Origin of the sequence: Ciceribacter thiooxidans (assembly GCF_014126615.1) — a bacterium.
In the GTDB taxonomy this organism is placed as follows: domain Bacteria; phylum Pseudomonadota; class Alphaproteobacteria; order Rhizobiales; family Rhizobiaceae; genus Allorhizobium; species Allorhizobium thiooxidans.
In genome coordinates, this window is the sequence record NZ_CP059896.1 from 1,151,357 (window position 1) to 1,170,647 (window position 19,291).

The 19,291-nt window shown below is 65.9% G+C and carries 10 protein-coding genes; 4 read left to right on the forward strand and 6 right to left on the reverse strand.

The annotated features are described in order from the left end of the window. Nucleotides 1–133 precede the first annotated feature (133 nt). A complete protein-coding gene (locus tag H4I97_RS05395; protein WP_182306897.1) occupies nucleotides 134–1,219 on the forward strand; it encodes a cache domain-containing protein in 1,086 nt (361 codons plus the stop codon). 11 nt (nucleotides 1,220–1,230) lie between these two features. On the opposite strand, the gene H4I97_RS05400 is transcribed toward H4I97_RS05395, so the two are convergent. The 6 genes from H4I97_RS05400 to H4I97_RS05425 form a co-directional block, all read right to left on the reverse strand. Beyond that, on the reverse strand, nucleotides 1,231–3,204 hold the full coding sequence (locus H4I97_RS05400) for a glycosyltransferase (RefSeq protein ID WP_182306898.1): 1,974 nt from the start codon (nucleotides 3,202–3,204) through the stop codon (nucleotides 1,231–1,233). A gap of 3 nt (nucleotides 3,205–3,207) precedes the next feature. Then, a complete protein-coding gene (locus H4I97_RS05405) occupies nucleotides 3,208–4,401 on the reverse strand; it encodes an HlyD family secretion protein (RefSeq protein WP_182306899.1) in 1,194 nt (397 codons plus the stop codon). A gap of 215 nt (nucleotides 4,402–4,616) precedes the next feature. After that, complete coding sequence (gene pbpC / locus H4I97_RS05410) at nucleotides 4,617–6,704, reverse strand: penicillin-binding protein 1C (RefSeq protein ID WP_182306900.1); 2,088 nt, start codon at nucleotides 6,702–6,704, stop codon at nucleotides 4,617–4,619. After that, nucleotides 6,704–12,157: an alpha-2-macroglobulin family protein gene (locus tag H4I97_RS05415; protein ID WP_378143600.1), complete on the reverse strand. Its 5,454-nt coding sequence runs from the start codon at nucleotides 12,155–12,157 to the stop codon at nucleotides 6,704–6,706. Before H4I97_RS05415 ends, pbpC begins: the two co-directional genes overlap by 1 nt. 145 nt (nucleotides 12,158–12,302) lie before the next feature. After that, complete coding sequence (locus H4I97_RS05420; RefSeq protein ID WP_182306902.1) at nucleotides 12,303–13,526, reverse strand: TIGR03862 family flavoprotein; 1,224 nt, start codon at nucleotides 13,524–13,526, stop codon at nucleotides 12,303–12,305. Nucleotides 13,527–13,548: 22 nt separating this feature from the next. Beyond that, nucleotides 13,549–15,138, reverse strand: coding sequence for an MBL fold metallo-hydrolase (locus H4I97_RS05425; protein ID WP_182306903.1), 1,590 nt, complete (start codon nucleotides 15,136–15,138; stop codon nucleotides 13,549–13,551). A gap of 259 nt (nucleotides 15,139–15,397) precedes the next feature. Here H4I97_RS05425 and H4I97_RS05430 point away from each other — a divergent pair, with 259 nt between their 5' ends. The 3 genes from H4I97_RS05430 (at nucleotide 15,398) to H4I97_RS05440 (ending at nucleotide 19,282) form a co-directional block, all read left to right on the forward strand. Continuing rightward, nucleotides 15,398–17,740: a glucose/quinate/shikimate family membrane-bound PQQ-dependent dehydrogenase gene (locus H4I97_RS05430; RefSeq protein WP_182306904.1), complete on the forward strand. Its 2,343-nt coding sequence runs from the start codon at nucleotides 15,398–15,400 to the stop codon at nucleotides 17,738–17,740. 104 nt (nucleotides 17,741–17,844) lie between these two features. After that, nucleotides 17,845–18,897, forward strand: a complete 1,053-nt coding sequence (locus H4I97_RS05435) for an endonuclease/exonuclease/phosphatase family protein (RefSeq protein WP_182306905.1) — start codon at nucleotides 17,845–17,847, stop codon at nucleotides 18,895–18,897. Nucleotides 18,898–18,988: 91 nt separating this feature from the next. Next, nucleotides 18,989–19,282 (forward strand): DUF6074 family protein, encoded by a 294-nt coding sequence (locus H4I97_RS05440; protein WP_182306906.1) that lies wholly within the window; start codon nucleotides 18,989–18,991, stop codon nucleotides 19,280–19,282. Nucleotides 19,283–19,291 lie beyond the last annotated feature (9 nt).

Below are 19,291 nucleotides of genomic sequence, written 5' to 3' on the forward strand. Positions count from 1 at the left end.
AAGGGCAAAAGCACCTCTGTATCAACTGGCGCGGATAAATGGCTGATGCGAAAAGACGATTCCGCGTCCCTTGCATGGCGGACTGGTGGCGCTATTCTCTCTTTGGTTGGAAACGGGCGAGGAGACAACTGACATGCCGACACGGAGATTGCACCGGAAGGCACCGTCGCTCACCGCCGTCACCTTCGCTTTCGTGGCGGTGAGCGCGCTCGTGGTCGGCTTCATGCTGTTCTTCCTGATGCGCGAGCGGCTCCAGACCTACGGCCGTGACAACACGGCGACGGAGATCGGCGTCCGCGCCGAGGGTGTCCAGACCGCGCTTGCGCACGGTCTCTACGACGCGTGGTCGCGCCTGAAGGTTCTGGCGCAGGAGGTCGGCGCCGACGATACGGAAACAATCCGGACGAAGCTGCAGACATTGGTTGGCGAGGGAAACGGGCTCTCCTGGGCCGGCTTTGCCGGGCTGGACGGGACGATCCAGGCATCCTACGCGGACGTCATGCTCGGGGAGAGTGTTTCCGCCACCTCATGGTTCCGGACGGGTTTGAGCAAACCGACTGCCGAGGACGTTCGGGAAACCGTGTCAACGGTGTCAGGGCAGGGCCGCTCGCGGTCCTCTCTGATCTTCGCAGCGCCGGTGCGCAACGCAGACGGTCAGGTTCGCGGGGTGCTCTCTGTTCGTCTCGACCTGTCCTCGGCCACGATTCTGCTGCGCGACATGGCGAGGGCACTCGATATCGACCTCGTGCTCATCGACTCTGCCGGCGCCGTGCTCATGCAGACGCGCGGGCGGGCGGAAGATGCGCCCGATCTGCCGAGCCTGCAGGCGGCACGGGCAGGCGCATCGATGGTCACCCTCGAACGCTGGCCGGACGGCAGGTCGTATTTCAGCGCCGCGGTGCCGGAGATAACCTATCGCGACCTGCCGTCGCTCGGATGGAGCCTCGTTGCCCGCGTTCCTGCCGATCTGGCGGTGGCACCGGCGGAGCAATTGTCGCGCGGCATGATCTTCTATCTCGCGAGTTTCGGGCTGATGCTGCTGTTGCTGACGATGATCTTCGTGGAATCCTTCATCCGTCCGTTCGGTGTGCTGGCGCGGACCACGAGCAAGATTGCCGATGGTGCGGAGGTCTATCCGCCGGACACCAACCGCACGCGCGAATTGCAGATGATCACGGCGGCGATCGTGCGTCTCCAGACGCGGCTCCACCGGCATTGAACCCGACAGGTTTAGCGGACGTGAGAACCGAAGACGAGATCGTGCAGGATCGCGCCGATCCTCGTTCGCGTGACACCCGGCGCCGAGCCTTCGGCGTAGAGCCTGCGAAGCAGCGCCTCGTATTGCCTGTCGGTCGTGTCGAGCGAGATCAGGCCGCCGTCGGGTGTCGTCTCGATGACATAGCCCGAGACGTCACCGACATCCCGCACCGAGATTTCGACAGGCGAACCCTCCGCCAGAACCACGCCGCGCACAAGCGCCGATTGCTGGGTCAGGTCGGTGAGCCAGACGCGGTGGAGGCCGTCGTCGAGGCGCATCAGTACGCGCTGCGGCCGGTCGTCGAGATGGCTTTCGATACGGGGCATTTCCACGCAGACCATCATCGTCACGGCAAGCGTCATCAGGTTGTAGAGGCTCCAGAAGAGGACGATGGACTTTCCCTCTCCAGCATCGCTGAAGACGAAGCGGTCGGAGAGGAAGCCGACGAAGAGGCCGACGAGCGTCAGCGCAGCGAGAATGAGGAACGGCGCCATCATGCGCCACTGCACAACGAACTGGCTGCGATCTCCGCCCTTCGCCGTCACCTTGAAACTGCGGTTCTTCGGCCGAATGAGGCCGGTCCAGGTCGCGCGGATGATGGGGATCGCGCCTAGCAACTGGCTGACGTCGTTGACGATCGGGATGACGAGGCCGCGCGAGATGAAGTTCAGGGCAAAGAGCGTCCAGACGTAATAGGCGCCGAAATGGGAAAGGATTTCCGGCACGGAGGCATAGACCGCAATCGTGCCGAAATACCAGTAGAGCAGGGGATAGATAAAGGCTGCGAGACGGAACGGGTAAGTCGTCACCCAGTAGAGCAGGCTGTCGAGGACGCTCCAGCGGTCGCGCAGGCGTAGAGGCATGCGCAACGAGAACGGGCCATAGTCGCTGCGGACGATCTGCATCAGGCCGAGGCACCAGCGGGCCCGCTGCGTGACGTATTCTCTGAGGCCCTCCGGCGCGAGACCTTCCGTCAGCGCCTCGTTGAGGTAGGCGGTGTGCCAGCCCTTGGCCTCCAGCACCAGCGTCATCAGGAAATCCTCCGTTACGCTCTCGGTCGGGAAACCGCCGACATCGACGAGTGCCGTCCAGCGGACGACGGAGGAGGTGCCGCAGCAGAAGGCGATGTCCCAGCCGTCGCGGCTCGGCTGCAGGTGATCGAAGAAGAAGCGCTGCTCGTCGGGATAGGAGCGGCTCAGTCCGAGATTGTGCTGGATCGGGTCCGGATTGAAGAAGTGCTGTGGTGTCTGGACGAGCCCGACGTTGTGGCGATGAAACAGGGCGAGCGCCCGCGTGAGGAAGTTGCGGTGCGGTACGAAGTCCGCGTCGAGGACCGCGACGAAGTCGGGAACCTCGCCACGCTCGGTGAGCCACGCGACCGCATGGTTGAGATTGCCGGCCTTCGAGCCCTTGTTGTCCGGGCGGCGGAGGTAGTTCACCGCCTGCTCGCGGCAGTAGTCCGCCAACCAGTCGCGCCGGCCGTCGTCCAGGACGTAGACCACGGTGTGCGGGTGCTCGAGCGCCTTGGCGCCGGCGATCGTCCGGGCGAGCACCTCCTTCTCTTCGTTGTAGGTGGCAATCAGCACAGCGACCTTGGGAGGAGGGGCGGGGCGCCACCAGTTGCGGGCCGCCGTCGCCTCCGGAGAGCGGTTCTTGCGGCGCATCAGGATGACGAAGGCGCTGAAGGAGGAGACGAGGGCCGCGGCCTCGATCAGAAAGAAGCTCCAGGTGACGAGGCAGTCCCAGGTGGCGCCGAAGGGCGCGAGCGTCTCGGTTGCGCGCCAGACGATGTAGCGGGCCGAGAGGACGATGGCGACGGCAAAGATCAGAACCCGGTGGGAGACCGTCTCCCGGCGCAACACGAAAGGCGTGACGAGAGCGACGCCGAAGACGATCGCCACCACCGCGTAAGCCGATTGCTGCTCGGTCGGATGGAGTTCGAGCATCGGCTATCGCCAGAGCTGCCGCAGCCAGTCGAGCGGTCGTGCCTCGAAGAATGCGCGGCCTGTCCTGCCGATGGCGCAGCGCAGCTTGTCATCGTTCAATAGGCCGGGGACGGCAAGAGTAACGTCGAACCGCTCCAGATGCCGCGGGCTCGCCGCGACCGCGAGATTTCGGTAGACGCCCTGCGCGCCCGGCCCTGCGAGGCGGATGATGGTACCGTCGAAGACCCGCGTTTCGCCGGTCGGGCGAAACTGCGCCCGCTGGCCATGCGTAAGTGTGTTGTAGGTGCTCTCCGTCACGCTCAGCGTGACCATCGTGGAATCGCAGTCGACCAGCTGGAAGAGATCCTGCCCCTGTTCCACGCGCTCGCCGCTGGTCGTCATTAGCGTCCAGAGGATGCCGTTGACATTGGCGGAGAGATTGGCGTGGGAGGTCCGGGCAAATCGCAGGCGTTCGGCATTCAGTCGCTCGCGCTGTGCCGCGAGGATGGCGACCTGTGCGGCAAGCGCGGTCGTCAGTTCCGATTCCTGCCACCGCAGTTCACTGATCCGCTGTTCTGAGTAGGGAGCGTCGTTGTAGCCGTCGCCGAGAAAGACGCCGCGCTCGACGGCATCGAGGCTGACCTGTGTGGCCGCGGTTTCGGCCTGCGCCCTTTCGAGTTCGCGCTGGCCGACCTGTAGGCGGGATTCGGCCTGTTCGAGCTCGCTCATCCGTTCGGCCCCGGTCGTGGTGAGCTTGGTCGCCCGGTCCAGCATGTGCTGGTAGAGGTGGATCTGCGCCTGCCATGCCTCTTCCGCAGCCTTGGAGGCCCTGAGCTCCGCCGTCATCTGTTCGAGCCTCTGGTTCCGGTAAAGGCCCGCGCGCTCCTCGAGCTTCGCGATTGCCTCGCGAACCGCGCCGAGTGCGTTTTCGAGCCGCGCGCGTTCGGCCTCGGCTCTCGCCCTCTCGTCTACGAGGTCCGAAAGCCGCGAATTGTTGGCGAGATCGTCGTCGATGAAGCCGAGCGTCTGGCCGGCGCGCACCCTTGCGCCGAGGACCGGCGCGTCAAAGGTCAGGAGACCGGCAATCGGTGCTCTCGCTGCGGTCAGCCTGGCATTGATGACCGCATCCGCGCTGGCACCGGCCAAATGTTCTCCGATGATTACGAAGAGCGCAAGCCCGACCAGTAGGACCCCGATTGTCAGCCGTGCAAGTCTCATCCGCCGCCTCCCGTATTCCGTGTTGAGGACTGTCTGGCCGGCCACTCAAGATAGCGGCAAACGGGGCGTGCCGCAGCTGGAAAGAGCGGTTGTTAACCGCGAAAGTTGAATCAGGTAAACGGGATGGCGCGCTCACGTTCAGTGAACACGGGCGTGAGGTGGCCGCTACAGCCTGCCGCGTGCCATACCGTTACAACCGCGGCGAACGGCCGTCTTCATTGGAGAAATACCCCGACGCTCGCTGCCCGTCCGGCTGCGTCGATGACGGTCAGCGTCGAGAAGCCGATCCCTTCGGGCGTCCATTGCGTCGTGCGGCTGCGGGAGCGGTCGCCCAGCGGGACACCGTTTGCGAGCCAGCGGAAGGGCGCGCGGCCGGCCTGCAGTTTGACGACGAGGGGGAGCGGCTTGCCGTCGGGGCCGGTGCCGAGTTCGACATGGGCGCCTTCCGGTGGGTAGACGATGCGCGGCGCCTTCTCCCGCGTCGAGGTCGAGAGCAGGCCGTTTGCGCCCATCGAGTACCGTCGGAGCGCAGAGGGCAGATCGGCCTGCGCGATTCTTGCCGCACCGGGGGGGGGGGAGGGCAGCGGTGTGCCGCCGACACCGGATTTGGCGAAAGCCTGAAAGAGGATCGGTGCGGCCGAACCGTAGCCGGTGATGCCCGGAACGGCGGCATTGTCGGGTCGTCCGACCCAGACGCCGAGCACGTAGCGTCCGTCATAGCCGACCGACCATGCATCGCGGTAGCCGTAGCTGGTCCCGGTCTTGTACGCGATGCCGAGCGGCCGGCTGCCGAGTGGCGGCAGGACGCCGCGCAGGATGTCGGCGACGTTCCAGGCGGCGACCGGTTCCAGCATCGGCGCGCCGTCGATGACTGTTTCGGCAGTGTCGCGGACTCCGTCGCCGAGGCGGATCGGCGACCCGCGATTGGCGAGCGCGGCATAGGCTTGGACGAGGTCCTTCAGCGTGACACCAGCGCCGCCAAGCGCGATCGCAAGGCCCGGCGCTTCACCCGTCGGCAGCGCCAGCCGTACACCCGTGCGGCGCAGCCGCGAAAGGAGTTCGGCCGCGCCGACGGCGTCGAGCAGGCGCACGGCCGGGACGTTCAGCGACAGCTGCAGTGCCTGGCGGATGCTGACATCGCCCTGGTAGGTCATGTCGAAATTGCGCGGCCGGTAGCCGAAGAAATCGGCCGGACGGTCCTCGACGATCGTCTCCTGCGCGATCAGCCCCTGCTCGAAGGCGAGCCCGTAGATGAAGGGCTTGAGGGTCGAGCCGGGTGAACGTTTCGCCCGTGTCATGTCAATCCAGCCATAGCGGGCGGCATCGAAATAGTCGGCGGAGCCGACCTCGGCGACGATCTCGCCGGTTGTGGCGTCAGCCATCAGCATGGCGAGCGAGGTCCGCGCCGGCAGGTCGACGGCCGCCTGCCGGGCGACCGTCTCGAGCTCGGCCTGTACGGATTTCCGCAGCGTCGAGCGATGAATGCGAGCCTGCGGATCACCGCGTCGCGCCGCTTCGCCCAGATGGGCGGCGAGTGCGGGCAGCGCCAGCCGTTCCTTCGGCACCGGTGCAATGCCGGCGCGTGCGACCTCGCGTGCCTCCATCATGCCATTGGCCTGCATGCGTTCGAGAACGCGTTGCCGCGCGGCGCGTGCGGCTTCCGGGTTGCGGTCGGGACGTCGCATCTCTGGAAGCTGCGGCAGGGCCACGAACAGGGCCGCCTCGGCGACCGTCAGCCGCTTCGGCTCCTTGCCGAAATAGGCGAGGCTCGCGGCGCGCACGCCTTCGAGGTTGCCGCCATAGGGGGCGTGGGTCAGGTAGAGGTCGAGGATCTGCTGTTTCGACAGACGCCGCTCGATCTGCAATGCGCGGAGGATCTGCAGGAACTTCGCCGGAAACGAGCGCTCGCGGCGCGGTTCCATGAGGCGGGCGACCTGCATCGACAGCGTCGAGCCGCCCGAGACGATGCGGCCGTTCGAGGCAAACTGCAACGCCGCACGGGCGAGCGCGAAAACGTCAACACCCGGATGGTCGTAGTAGCGACGATCCTCGTAAGCGAGCAGCATTTCGACGAAGCGTGGATCTACGTCGGCGCTCGTCGTCTTCAGCCGCCAGCGCCCCTCGGGGGTGGCGAAGGCCCGGAGCAACTGGCCGTCTGCATCGAGCAACTCCACCGATACGGCGTCCTCGGCGGCAATCGGTGGCGGATACGCCTTGTCGAGCGCATTGAGCCCGCCGACCCCGGCCGCCGCCACGAGAATGGCGAGGCCGGCAACGGCAGCGATCTTCCTCCAGCGGGGCATCAGGGTGCCGCCTTGACCTCCATGCGGCCGGTGGCGGTCCGCGCGGAGTATTCCGGCCGGTACATGTCCTCGACCTGCGCCGCCGGATGGGCGTAGGTGCCCGGCGTCACGGCGCGCACGACATAGGCGAGGGTGATTTCCTCGTCATTGTCGGCAGGCCGGTCGATCGCGGCCACGAAGCGGTCGTTGCGGAATTCGAGATGCGCCGCCTCGGTTTCGCCGATCCAGTCGAAATTCTCGAGCTGGGCACTGTCGACGAGGCTCGGATTGTCGATCTCGAAACCCGCCGGCAAGAGGTCGGTGATGAGGATCTGCGAGGGCCAGCTATCGGCTTCGGTGACCGACAGAACGACGACATAGCGTTCGTTCTGCTGTGCTTCGGTGACGTTCGCCTCCTCGCCGTCGAGCGTGTAGTAGGTGCGCTCGATGGTGAAGCCCTCGCCTCCGGCCGGCGGCGGTTCCTTCGGCGCCGCAACCGTTGTCACCGCCGCGGTGATCGGCGCGCTGCTGCGGTTGGTGAGCACGACAGGTTGGGCGAGCAGCTGGTCGCCCGGAATGGTCGCCATGTAGCCGCCGGTATGGCTCGCGCCGTTGACGTCGACCTTGAGCGCATCGTCACCCTTCTGCAGTGCGCGGGCGGCGAGCAGAGTCCAGGTCTGCTCCTGTGTGCTGGTGTAGCGTTTGGTCGAAAGCTCGCGGGAGACGGTCTTGGTGAGCCCCGACAGGATCGGCGGCACCGGCCGGCTCTCGGCGGCGAGCGCGAGGATCGCCGCGCCGTCGCGCAGCGCGCTGCCGTAGTAGTCGGCATAGTTGAAGCTGACCTTGGTCAGAACGGCCTTTTCGGTCATACCAGCGGCCTCGGTGAAGATCGCCTTGGAGCGCTGGCCGTCGCCATAGAGCGCAAGCGCCGCGGCGAGGTGCGCCTTGGAAAGCGGCGTCGGGAACTCCTGGAGCCGGGTGTCGGCATAGTAGCGCAGGTCGCTGATCGCCGCCCGCTTGTTGCGCGCAAGCACGTAGAGCGCATAGGCGAGCTCGTCGCCACGGTCCTTGACGTCGATGTCGTAGCCCGTCTGGTTCTGCAGATTGTCGAGGGCCTGGATCATTGCCTGGTCCGGCACCTCGAAATTCTGCTCGCGGGCACGGGTCAGGAAGTCCGTTACGTAGGAATCCAGCCAGAGATCGCCGTAACCCGGCGACCAGAGGCCGAAGCTGCCGCTCGACGACTGGTAGGAGAGGACGCGGTAGATCGCATCCTGCACGCGCTTGGTGATCTCCTCCTTCTGCGGGAGGCCGGAGACGGCAGACAACTCGTTGAAATAGAGCAGCGGCAGGGCGCGGCTGGTGGTCTGTTCGGCGCAGCCGTAGGGGTAGCGGTCGAGGCTCATCAGCAGGGCAGGGATGTCGAAGCCTTCGGCGCGCATGACGTTCAGGCTGACCGAGGCATCCTGCAGGATGCTGTCGGCAAGCAGTTCGCCGTCGACGATCAGGCTCTTGCCGGCGGCAATCGTCAGCGTGCGACGCTCGGCGACCGGCAGCGTGGCCGGACGGACCGGGATTTCCAGCGACTGGTCGATGGAAAGTCCGGCGCCGGTGAGCGCGATGTCGATGCGTCCGGTCCCCGCCTCGGTACCGGTGAGGGGCAGGTTGATCGCGGTTTTGCCGCCCTGGGTCAGGCTTACCGTCTGGCTCGCGGCCGAGGTGTCGATAGCAAGCGCAGTGTTCGTCGTGACCTCAAGCTGGTAGTCGCCGGACGGTGCATCTGTCGCGGCAATCTCGAGCCTCAGCCGGCTTTCGTCGCCGGGGCTCAGGAACCGCGGCATGCTGGCGGTGACGACCGCCGGATCGCGGATGACGACATCGGTGCCGGCATGGCCGATTCCGGCCTTGCTCCAGGCGACCGCCATGACGCGGGCGGTGCCGTTGAACTGCGGAATGTCGAAGCTCACCTCCGCCTTGCCTTCGCTGTCGAGTTTCAGCGGACCGGAGAAGAAGGCGACCAGTTTTTCTGTCGGCGGCTTGCCCTGCAGCGGCATCTGCGCGCCGTCGCCGCCGGTGCGAAGCCGGCCCATGGCGCCCAGCGAACCGTCGATCAAGCGTCCGTAGAGGTCGCGGATCTCGAGGCCGAGACGGCGCTGGCCGAAATACCAGTCCTCCGGATCGGGTGCTTGGTAACGCGTCAGGTTCAGGATGCCGACGTCGACGGCGGCGACCGTGACATAGGCTTCCTCGCCGATGCCGGCGCCCTTCACCTGAACGGGAATTGTGAGCGGCTGGCGCGGCAGCGTCTTTTCCGGCGGCGCGAGGCTGACCTCGAGCTTGTTGGCGCCCGGATCGACGGCAAGCCAGGTCACGCCGATCGCCCGCATCGGCATGCGGCTCTCCTGGGCCTCGCCGGGGCGGAAGAGGGTCGCGGTCACATAGGCGCCGGCACCCCACTTGTCGGTGACCGGAAGGTCGACCTCGCCGCCTTCGGCGGGAATCTCCGCCGTCTGCGTGGTGATCAGGTTGTCGGTGCCGACGGTTATCAGAAGCTCACCGGCGAAGCGTGGCGACACCTTGAGCTTGGCCGTCTCACCGATCGCATAGTTTTCCTTGTCGAGGCCGATTTCCAGCGCGTCCGGGGTCTCCGTCGAGCTTGCCTCGACGTACCAGCCGGCCTCGAATTCGACGCTGCTCGCAGGTCCATCGGCCATGGCGGACTCGACCTCGAGGCGATAGCGTCCCCAGGCGACCGGCACCGAGATTGCGGCACCGTCGGCGGTGATGTCGACGGTGCCGTCGGCGATCTGTTTCGTCGTGATGATCGGCTCGTAGCTCCAGGAGCTGCCGTCCCGATACCATTGGTAATTGCGCTCGAGATTGACGAGGCGCCACTTGGCCCCTTCAAGCGGCTGCTTCTTGCCCTCCGCGTCGATCGCGATCACGTGGAAGCGGGCCTGCGTGTTCTCGGCGAGATCGCCGGAGAATTCCGGCTTGATGCCGATTATCGGCCCCTCGGGGCGGACCGGCAGCGTCAGCGTCCGCTCGACGGCGCGGCCGCCGCCTTCCTGCATGCGCACGACGACATCGGCGTTCAGCATCTGCGTCGTCGAGGGAACCTCGTCCAGCGACACGTCGAAGCTCGCCTTGCCTTGTTCGTCGAGGATGGGCAGGTCTTCGAGCGTCAGGCGCGTTTCCTCGTCCGTCTCCTCGTCCACGAGGCCGAACAGGTAGTTTTCGAAGGCAGCGCTGGTGCGGCTGCGCTTCAGATTGACCTCGCCTTCGAGCGCCAGGCCCGCCGCCGGCGCGCCATAGAGGTAGCGGCCGTCGACGTCGACGGTGACCGGCGTGCCGATCGCGACGTCCTTCGCCTCGCTCGTCAGGTCGAATTCGATACGGTCGGGCACGAAATCGTCGACGAGGAACTGTTTCTGGCCGATCGCCGCCTTCTTGGGATCGGTGTAGATCTGCATCGTCCAGGTGCCGCGCATGGCGCTTGCGAGCAGCGGCAGGTCGACGGTGTAGCCGCCGAGCTTCGAGTCCGTCTCCACCACGCGGCGGTATTCGACGCCGTCGGGCCGGGTGAAGACGAAGGTGAGCGGCAGGTCGGTGATCGCGCTTGCGCCGGTGTCGCGGGCCAGCGCGGCGGCATGGACCGTCTCGCCGGGCCGGTAGATGCCGCGTTCCGTCCAGGGCAGGATGTCGATCGCGCCCGGCGCCGGACGCCCTGTGACACCGCGGTCGGAAAGGTCGAAACCGGCCCGCTTCATGTCGAGGAAAACGTAGTCGTCCGCGCCGTTCTTCGCGGTGATCGCGGCGGGCGCGAGTGCCGCTCCGCCACGGATCAGCCCGGCGTCGAAGCGCGCGTGACCGTCGGCGTCGGTCACGGCAGTTCCGAGAACCTCGTTGTTGGTCGCCAGCAGTTGCAGTTCGACGCCGGAAAGCGGCTTTGCGCTTGCGAGCGAGCGGACGAAGACGTTCAGTCCGTCGGTACCGGCAAAGGTCTGCAGCCCGATGTCGGAGACGAGGAACCACTGCGTGGCGCGCTGGTTCCAGTCCTCGACGCGGCTGCCGGCCGCTGCCGCCGTCAGCACATAGATGCCCGGCTGGCGCTTCGGCAGGGCCTCGTCGACCGGGAAGCTTGTGACGACGTCCTTGTTGAGTTCGCTGGTGATCTCGATCTTGCCCTGCCAGACGAGTTCGCCGGATTCGTCCTCGATCCGGCTCGCATCATAGCCGTCGAGCTGGGTCAGGAATCTCGACTGCGCGAGCATCGGGGCGATATTGCGCTCGCCGATACGGTAGAGCTTGAGGTCGGCGCTGTCGGTGTTGACGGAGACGATCGGAATGCCGCGGCGGGCGGTCGACGGCAGGACGAAGCTGTCGCCGGTGAAACGGACGGTCGGCGATCGGTCGCGGACGTAGATCGAGAGGTCGACCTGCGAGAGCAGCGGTTCGTCGACGGAGGAGGGCAGGCCGGCGCGCAGCGCGAGGGTGTAGCGCTGGCCATGCTGCAGGCCCTCGACGCAGATCTGGTTGTCCTTGGCCTCGACCGCCTTGGCCGGAGCGCCGTCGAGGAGGACGAAGGGCGCATAGTCGATGCCACGCTTGACGAGCGGATCGGAGAACTGGACGCAGGCACGCGGGGTCGCGCTGTCCGTATCGATCGTATGCTCGACGACGCGGAAGCCCTTGGTCTCGCGCAACTCGTTATAGGCGGTCTGGACGGTCTTTGCCGTCACCAGTGCGAGGCTCGCCTTGTAGGCGCTGAGCGCGGCGCGGTAGTTCTCGCTGTTCTCGAAGGACTTGGCGAGCACGGCGAGCACGTCGGCACGCGCCTGCGCGGTGCGGGTGAGCTGGTAGCCGTTCAGCGCCATTGCGGAGGCCTCGGCCGCGATGTCGGTCCGGCCGGTCACGCTATTGAGCGAGCGGGCGGTTTCCGTCCAGAGGCCGGCATCGTCCGGCGTAATGGACAGTGCTGCCTTGAAAACGGCGAGTGCCGAATCGTAGTTGCCGGCGGAGAGTTCGTTGTTGGCGAGCATCAGGAGGCCGGCCTGACCGAGCTGCTGCTGATCCTCCGTGATCGAGAGATTGTCGCGCATCGCCTGCGCATCCTGGCGCAGCTGGTCGGAGACGAACGGCAGACGGGACGGTGCGCCGATGTCCGGTTCGGCGGCGGTGACGACGATCTTGCCGGCGATGGCTCCGGGGAAGGTGTCGAGGCGGCTGAAGTCGGATTTCAGGAAGCACCACTTCACCTTCGGGTTGTAGGTGAAGGCGCGGCAGGACTGGTCGGCGATGCAGCTCTTCTGGCACTGGTCGAGAGAGACATTCTGCTCGGTCCTGAGATCGAACCCGAAATAGTCGCCGTCCCTGGTGATGACGACCGAGCGTGTCGGCTCGGCGGAGCCGGCCGTAAGGGCCGAACCCAAGAGGCTGAAGGCAAAAACGAAGAAACCGATAGACTTGCGCATCGACATGCCCCCTCTACGCTGTCTGTCCAGACGGCTAAAGTGTTCTGACTAAAGCGGCCGGTTGTCAATCGCGCGCATGCACAAGTCATGCGTCAGCCTTCGTCGAAAACCGGGCAAATGTTGACGTGGAATGCGTGTCTGACGCTCAACCGGCACTTGCTCGGTCGTGCAACCAGTTTTCCATGCCGACGGCGGCGGCCTTTCCCGTGGCAAGGCAGGCGGTCAGCAGGTAGCCGCCGGTCGGCGCCTCCCAGTCGATCATCTCGCCGGCAACGAAGACGCCCGGCAGTGCCTTCAACATGTAGTGTTCGTCGACGGCCTCCCAGCGAATGCCGCCGGCGGAAGAGATGGCTTCGGCGATAGGTCGCGGTCGAAGCAACGGGATCGGCAGCCGCTTGATGACGGCGGCCAGTCCCTCCGCCGTCGCCTTGCCTGCGGCGGGGACGAGCTCCCGGACGAGCGCGGCCTTGACGCCCTCGATCCCGGCACCCTTGCGGAGCCGCGTCGAAAGACTTGCCTTCGGGATCTGTCTCGCGAGGTCGCGGACAAGCCGTTCGGGCGTTCGTCCGGGGGCGAGATCGAGGAAGAGGCAGGCATGGCCCTCCCGCTCCAGCGCGTCGCGCAGGCTCGCCGAATGGGCGTAGACAAGGCTGCCCTCGATGCCGTGGCAGCTGACGACGAATTCGCCTGGCAGTGTGCCGGAAGTCGAGGAGGCGGTAACAGCCTTGACCGGCTCGCCGGCGAAGCGCTCGCGGAAGCTCTCGCTCCAGGCGACATCGAAGCCGCAATTGGCAGGCCGGAAGGGGGCGATGTCGACGGCCTTTTCGGTAAGTGGCGCAATCCAGGCGGCGTCGGAGCCCAGCCGCGGCCAGCTTGCGCCACCGAGGGCGAGGAGGGTGACCTTGCTCGCGACGCGCTTCTTGCCGTCCGGCGTTTCGAAGAGGAGGTCGCCACCGGCAAAGCCCGTCCAGCGGTGGCGGGTGCGGATCACGACACCCTGCGCATCGAGGCGTCGCAGCCAGGCGCGCAGGAGCGGCGAAGCCTTCATCACCTCGGGGAAGATGCGGCCAGACGAACCGACGAAGGTTTTCGTCCCGAGCCCTGCGGCCCAGTCGCGGACCTCCTGTGGGGTGAAGGCATCGAGTGCGGCGCGAAGGCGTGGCGAAGCGCTGCCGAAGCGTTCGGCAAAGCGCTCGAACGGCTCGGAATGGGTGATGTTGAGGCCCGACTTGCCGGCAAGCAGGAACTTGCGGGCGACGGTCGGCATGGCGTCGTAGACGGTCACCGCATGGCCGTCGTGCGACAGCCGCTCCGCCGCGGCAAGGCCGGCCGGACCGCCGCCGACGATCGCGACATCTGTCTGCTCCACCGAAGCCACCAGTCGCTACCCGCTACTCCGCAAGCGCGCGGCGCAGCTTGCGGAGGATGACCCCGCGGGCCTTGTCGTCGGCCGCCTTCGCCAGCTCCTGCTGCAGGTCGAGGACGAGTGACTGGAAGTCGTTGTGCCAGTCGCGATGCCCGACCCGAGCGGGATCGATGCGCGGCTCCGGCAGTTTCTCGGATATGTCGACGGCACGCTCCGGCCTCAGTTCGAAGGCGCCGTCGAGGTGCGGCACGTTGATCATCTCCTCGGCAAGGAAGGCGGCGGCGCGCTTGCGCAGGCCGGCGATGCCGTCCTCTTCCCCATGGACGAGGAAGAGACCGGCGCGGATCGGCTGACGCGTCCTGAGCCATGCGGCGAGCTCCGGTCCGTCTGCATGGCCGCTGTAGATGTCGAGACGGCGGATACGGGCGCGCACATTGATCTCGTCACCCTGGATGCGGACGACGGAGGCGCCGTCCTCGAGGATGCGGCCGAGCGAGCCGGTCGCCTGGAAGCCGACGAGCAGCACCGTCGCCTCGTCGCGCCAGAGCCAGTTCTTCAACCGGTGGCGGATGCGGCCGGCGTCGCACATGCCGCTTGCGGCAATGACGATGTGGAAGCCGCGCATCAGGTCGAGTGCCTTCGACTGCTCGACCGACTCGGTAAAGCGTACGTTGCGGGCGTGCATCGCGTCGGCCAGCAGGCCGCCGCTGTCCAGTTCACGGGCGTGGCGCAGGAAGATCTCGCTCGCGCGGGTGGCGAGGGGCGAGTCGATGATGACCGGGCAGGTCGGGATCTTCTCCGACCGCATCAGGAAGACGAGGTCGGCCAGCAGTTCCTGCGTGCGCTCGACGGCGAAGGAGGGGATGAGGAGCGCGCCGTTCGGGTTATAGGCGTCGGCAACCTCGGCCCGCAGGGCCTCGCGCCGGGTCGCGTCGTTTGCATCCTCCCGGTCGGTGTCGCCGTAGGTGCTTTCGCAGATCACATAGTCCCAGCCTGACGGAGCCTCGGGATCGTGTTGCAGCAGTTTGTGGCTCGGTCCGATATCGCCGGAAAAGAGGATGCGCAGGGTCTTTTCCGGTGTCTCCACCTCCATTTCCACCGAGGCCGAACCGAGGAGGTGACCGGCATTCCAGAATCGGAACCGGACGCCGTCGGTTGCCTGCTGCCAAGCCTCGAGCTCTACCGGGCGTAGCAGCGTCACGGCGATTGCCGCATCGCGGGCCTCGTAGATCGGCGTCACCGGATCGCGGCCGCGGCGGAGATTGCGGCGGTTGAGGAATTCGACTTCGCTTTCCTGGATGTGGGCGGAGTCCGGCAGCATGACCGAGCAGAGATCGATCGTCCCGCGGGTCGCGTATATCGGCCCCTGATACCCCATGCGGGAGAGCTTCGGCAGCAGGCCCGAATGGTCGATATGGGCGTGGGTCAGGATCACCGCGTCGATGGCCGACGGGTCGAAGGGAAAATCCCGGTAATTGAGTTCCTTCTCGGTCTTCGATCCCTGGAAGAGGCCGCAGTCGACGAGGATCTGCCGCTTTCCGATCTCAAGCCGGAAGCAGGATCCGGTGACGGTGCCTGCGGCGCCGTGAAAGCGCAGGACGGGATGGTCATTCATAGGCGGCTCCTCCAGATTGCACTTCGACGGCTTCAGCATAGCCCGGATCGGCCTGCCGTCATTTGACAGGCATCAATCCCATAAGCTCCAACGGGTGCGTGCGTCCACAGGCCTTCATCGGAAAATCTCCGCATTTCGTGATCGATGCCTCGGGGTGGCGCCGCGTCTTCGACGGAACTTTTCCGGAAGCCTCCAGTTGAGGCCGAGGCAGCCCTGGCCGACGGCCCGGCCCCGTATTCCGATCGCAGGGGGATCTCATATGACCAGAATCATTTCGATTATCGTCTTCGGCGTGCTTGGACTCGTCCTGCTCGCCGGAGGGGTGCAATTGCTCATGCTCGGCGGCAGTCCGTTCTATCTCGCCGCGGGTATCGTGCTGGCCCTGACTGCGCTGCTCATCGCCATGCGCCATGCGCTCGCGCTCTGGCTTTACGGGCTTTTCATCATTCTCAGCCTCGGCTGGGCAATCTTCGAGGTGGGCTTCGACTGGTGGCAGCTGGCCGCCCGTGGCGGGCTCATTATCGTTCTCGGGCTCCTGCTTCTTCTGCCGGGCGTTCGGCGGTCGCTCGGCGACCGCTATGCGGAGGAGCGGCGGCCGGCGAGCGCCATCCCGGTCGCGGTACCCGTCGTCATCGCGCTCATCGTCGCCGGCTTCTCGATGACCACCGATCCGGCGGACGTTTCAGGATCGCTGCCGACCGAGGCCGCGGCCGCCCAGCCCAACTACGGCGGCGAGGTTCCCGACGACGAGTGGCACCAGTACGGACGCACGCCCTTCGGTCAGCGATATTCGCCGCTTGAACAGATCACACCGCAGAACGTCTCCTCGCTGAAGGTCGCCTGGGAATACCAGACCGGCGACGTCAAGGGGCCCGACGATGTGGGCGAAACGACCTATCAGGTGACCCCTCTCAAGGTCGGCGACACGCTCTATCTCTGCACGCCCCACAATTGGGCGATCGCCATCGATGCCGCCACCGGCAAGGAGAAGTGGAAGTATGATCCGAATGTCGGGCGCAACCCCGACCGGCAGCACCAGACCTGCCGTGGGGTGACCTACTATGCCGATCCAGCGGCGCCGGCCGGCGAGCCTTGCGCTGCCCGCATCTATCTGCCGACCTCGGATGCGCGGCTGATCGCGCTCGATGCCGCGACCGGATCGGTCTGCACGTCCTTCGCCGACCAGGGCGAGCTGCATCTCGAAGCCGGCATGCCGTACAACCCGGCCGGCTACTACTATTCGACTTCGCCGCCGGTAATTGCGCGGGGCAAGATCATCATCGGCGGCGCGGTCAACGACAATTACTCCGTCAAGGAGCAATCCGGCGTCATCCGCGCCTTCGACGTCCATACCGGCGCGCTCGTCTGGAACTGGGACAGCGGCAATCCGGGGGAGACCGCACCGCTGCCGCCCGGCCGCACCTACACCGCCAACTCGCCGAACAGTTGGTCCGTCTTCTCCGTCGACGAGCAGCTCGGCCTCGTCTACGTGCCGCTCGGCAACCAGGTTCCCGACCAGCTCGGCATGAACCGCAGCGAGAACGTCGAAAAATACTCTTCCTCGATCGTCGCGCTCGATGTCGATACCGGCCGTGACCGCTGGGTCCGGCAGACCGTGCATCACGATCTCTGGGACATGGACGTTCCGGCACAGCCGGTGCTCGTCGACCTGACGGGCAAAGACGGAACCGCCGTGCCGGCACTGGTCGGGCCGACGAAGCAGGGGGACATCTACGTTCTCGACCGTCGGACCGGCGAACCCATCGTTCCGGTGCGGGAGAACCCGGCGCCCGGAGGCGCGATCGAGGGCGATTTCGCCGCCCCGACGCAGCCGATTTCCGATCTCACGCTCCGGCCGCCGCGTCTCAGGGAACGCGACATGTGGGGGATCACCCTCATCGACCAGATGGTCTGCCGCATCAAGTTCCACCAGCTCCGCTACGAGGGGCAGTACACGCCGCCGTCGCTCGAAGGCACGATCGTCTATCCCGGCAATTTCGGCGTCTTCAACTGGGGTTCGGTCGCGGTCGATCCGGCAAGGCAGGTGATGTTCGGCATGCCGACCTATCTCGCCTTCACCTCGCGGCTCGTGCCGCGCGACCAGATCGCGCCGAAGGGAGCGGACGAAAAGGCGAGCGAACAGGGGCTCAACCGCAACGAGGGGGCACCCTACGGCGTCTATATGGGGCCGTTCCTTTCGCCGCTCGGAATTCCCTGCCAGGCGCCGCCGTGGGGCTATGTCGCCGGCGTGGACCTCAGGACCGGCAAGACCGCCTACATGCACCGCAACGGCACCGTCTACGACATGACGCCGCTGCCACTTCCCTTCAAGGTGGGCGTGCCGGGGATCGGCGGGCCGATGATCACCAAGGGCGGCGTCGCCTTCCTCGCAGCGGCCGTGGACGACTACCTGCGCGCCTACGATCTGACCAGCGGCAAGCAGCTTTGGGAAGCGCGCCTGCCGGCGGGTGGCCAGGCGACGCCGATGAGTTATGCCCTGGCGGACGGCAGGCAGTATGTCGTGATCGTCGCGGGTGGACACGGCTCGGTCGGCACCAAGCCGGGCGATTACGTGATCGCCTACGCCCTGCCCAAGCAGTAGTCGCGAACTGCGACGTTTTCCGGCCGGCGCGACGCCGGCTGGAAATTTCGCGTCATGCGTGTATGATCGCTTCCGTGCGGATGTGCCAGACGGAGGGGGAAGCGATGCCGAACTATGCAGACCTCAAGCGGATCACCGACGTCGACAAACGCAGGCGGATCGTCCGCGGCCTCAAGGCGCTCCGGGCCGGGATCAACGCGGAGGGCGGGGCGATCCCGCCGAAGACGGCCTCCGACACCCTGCTGCTCGCTTCGTGGAACCTTCGCGAGTTCGACTCCGGCAAGTACCGCTTCCGCGACGTCGAGCCCTATCATTACATCGCCGAGGTCATAAACCGCTTCGACATCGTCGCGATCCAGGAGGTCCGAAAAAGCCTGTTCCCGCTGCAGCAGTTGAAGCGCATGCTGGGAAGCTGGTGGGATTTTCTCGTCACCGACGTGACGCTCGGCCGCTCCGGAAACTCCGAGCGCATGGCCTTCTTCTACGACCGTCGCAAGGTCGATTTCACCGGGCTTGCCGCCGAGCTGGTGCTTGAGGAGGCGATCCCTGCGGCCGGCCGGCAGGTGCAGTTCGCCCGCTCTCCCTATGTCGCCGGCTTTCGGGCGGGCTGGGCCTATTTCACGTTGGTGACGGTCCATATCTATTACGGCGAGGGAGTGCCGGTCGATGCCCGACGTCTCGCGGAGATCACCGCGCTCGGCAAGACGATCGCGAGCAATGCCGGCGATTTTTCCGGCGCCAACGTCTACGGTCCGGAGGACAAGCCGAAGCGCGACAACCTGCTGCTGCTCGGCGATTTCAACATCTTCAACCGCAAGGACGTGACGATGGAGGCGCTGACGGCAGCCGGCTTCCGCGTTCCAGATGCATTGCAGACCATTCCTGGTTCGAATGTCACCAAGGACAAGCATTACGACCAGATCGCCTATTACAAGGAGCTGCGCAGCATGCGGCCGACGGGCAGGGCGGGCGTCTTCGACTTCTACGACTGCGTCTACCGTGAGGACCAGGAGGCCGACTACGCCGCCGAACGGCAGGAGAAGCCCGGCCGCAGTTTTCGCGACTGGCGCACCTACCAGATGAGCGACCATCTGCCGATGTGGCTCGAGTTCCAGGTCGACGACAGCGACGCCTATCTGGACGAGCTCGGGGCGTGAAACGACCGAAAACGATCCATTTTCAGGGTGAGGCAACCGAACGTTAACCATGACCGTCCTAGACAGGAAGCATCACGTCAGGATGGTATGGATGACTGTAATCAAGACCGAGTATCCGGCAGCAATGCCGAAGGTCGCATTTTTCCCGCTCAAGGGCCGTCGTGCCCTCATTCGCCGGTGCGCCCGCGAACTCGACGAGAGGAACGGCGAGGCTGCCGCCACCTATTGGCGCACCACCTGCCGCGGGCTCGGGGCCGAGCTCATGGAGCGCGGCTGCCCGGAACCGGAGATGCGCCGCCAGATCCTCGACTTCCAGGACATGGTGCAGCAGGAACTGCAATGGCTGCATTGCGGCGACCATCGCCGGGGCCGCGCCGAAAGCTGAGCGAAAGCG

Excerpts from the sequence above, each read along its gene's own strand:
- H4I97_RS05395 (WP_182306897.1), top strand. The coding sequence starts at position 134 with ATGCCGACACGGAGATTGCACCGGAAGGCACCGTCGCTCACCGCCGTC.
- H4I97_RS05400 (WP_182306898.1), bottom strand. The coding sequence starts at position 3,204 with ATGCTCGAACTCCATCCGACCGAGCAGCAATCGGCTTACGCGGTGGTG.
- H4I97_RS05405 (WP_182306899.1), bottom strand. The coding sequence starts at position 4,401 with ATGAGACTTGCACGGCTGACAATCGGGGTCCTACTGGTCGGGCTTGCG.
- pbpC (WP_182306900.1), bottom strand. The coding sequence starts at position 6,704 with ATGCCCCGCTGGAGGAAGATCGCTGCCGTTGCCGGCCTCGCCATTCTC.
- H4I97_RS05415 (WP_378143600.1), bottom strand. The coding sequence starts at position 12,157 with ATGCGCAAGTCTATCGGTTTCTTCGTTTTTGCCTTCAGCCTCTTGGGT.
- H4I97_RS05425 (WP_182306903.1), bottom strand. The coding sequence starts at position 15,138 with ATGAATGACCATCCCGTCCTGCGCTTTCACGGCGCCGCAGGCACCGTC.
- H4I97_RS05430 (WP_182306904.1), top strand. The coding sequence starts at position 15,398 with ATGACCAGAATCATTTCGATTATCGTCTTCGGCGTGCTTGGACTCGTC.
- H4I97_RS05435 (WP_182306905.1), top strand. The coding sequence starts at position 17,845 with ATGCCGAACTATGCAGACCTCAAGCGGATCACCGACGTCGACAAACGC.
- H4I97_RS05440 (WP_182306906.1), top strand. The coding sequence starts at position 18,989 with ATGACTGTAATCAAGACCGAGTATCCGGCAGCAATGCCGAAGGTCGCA.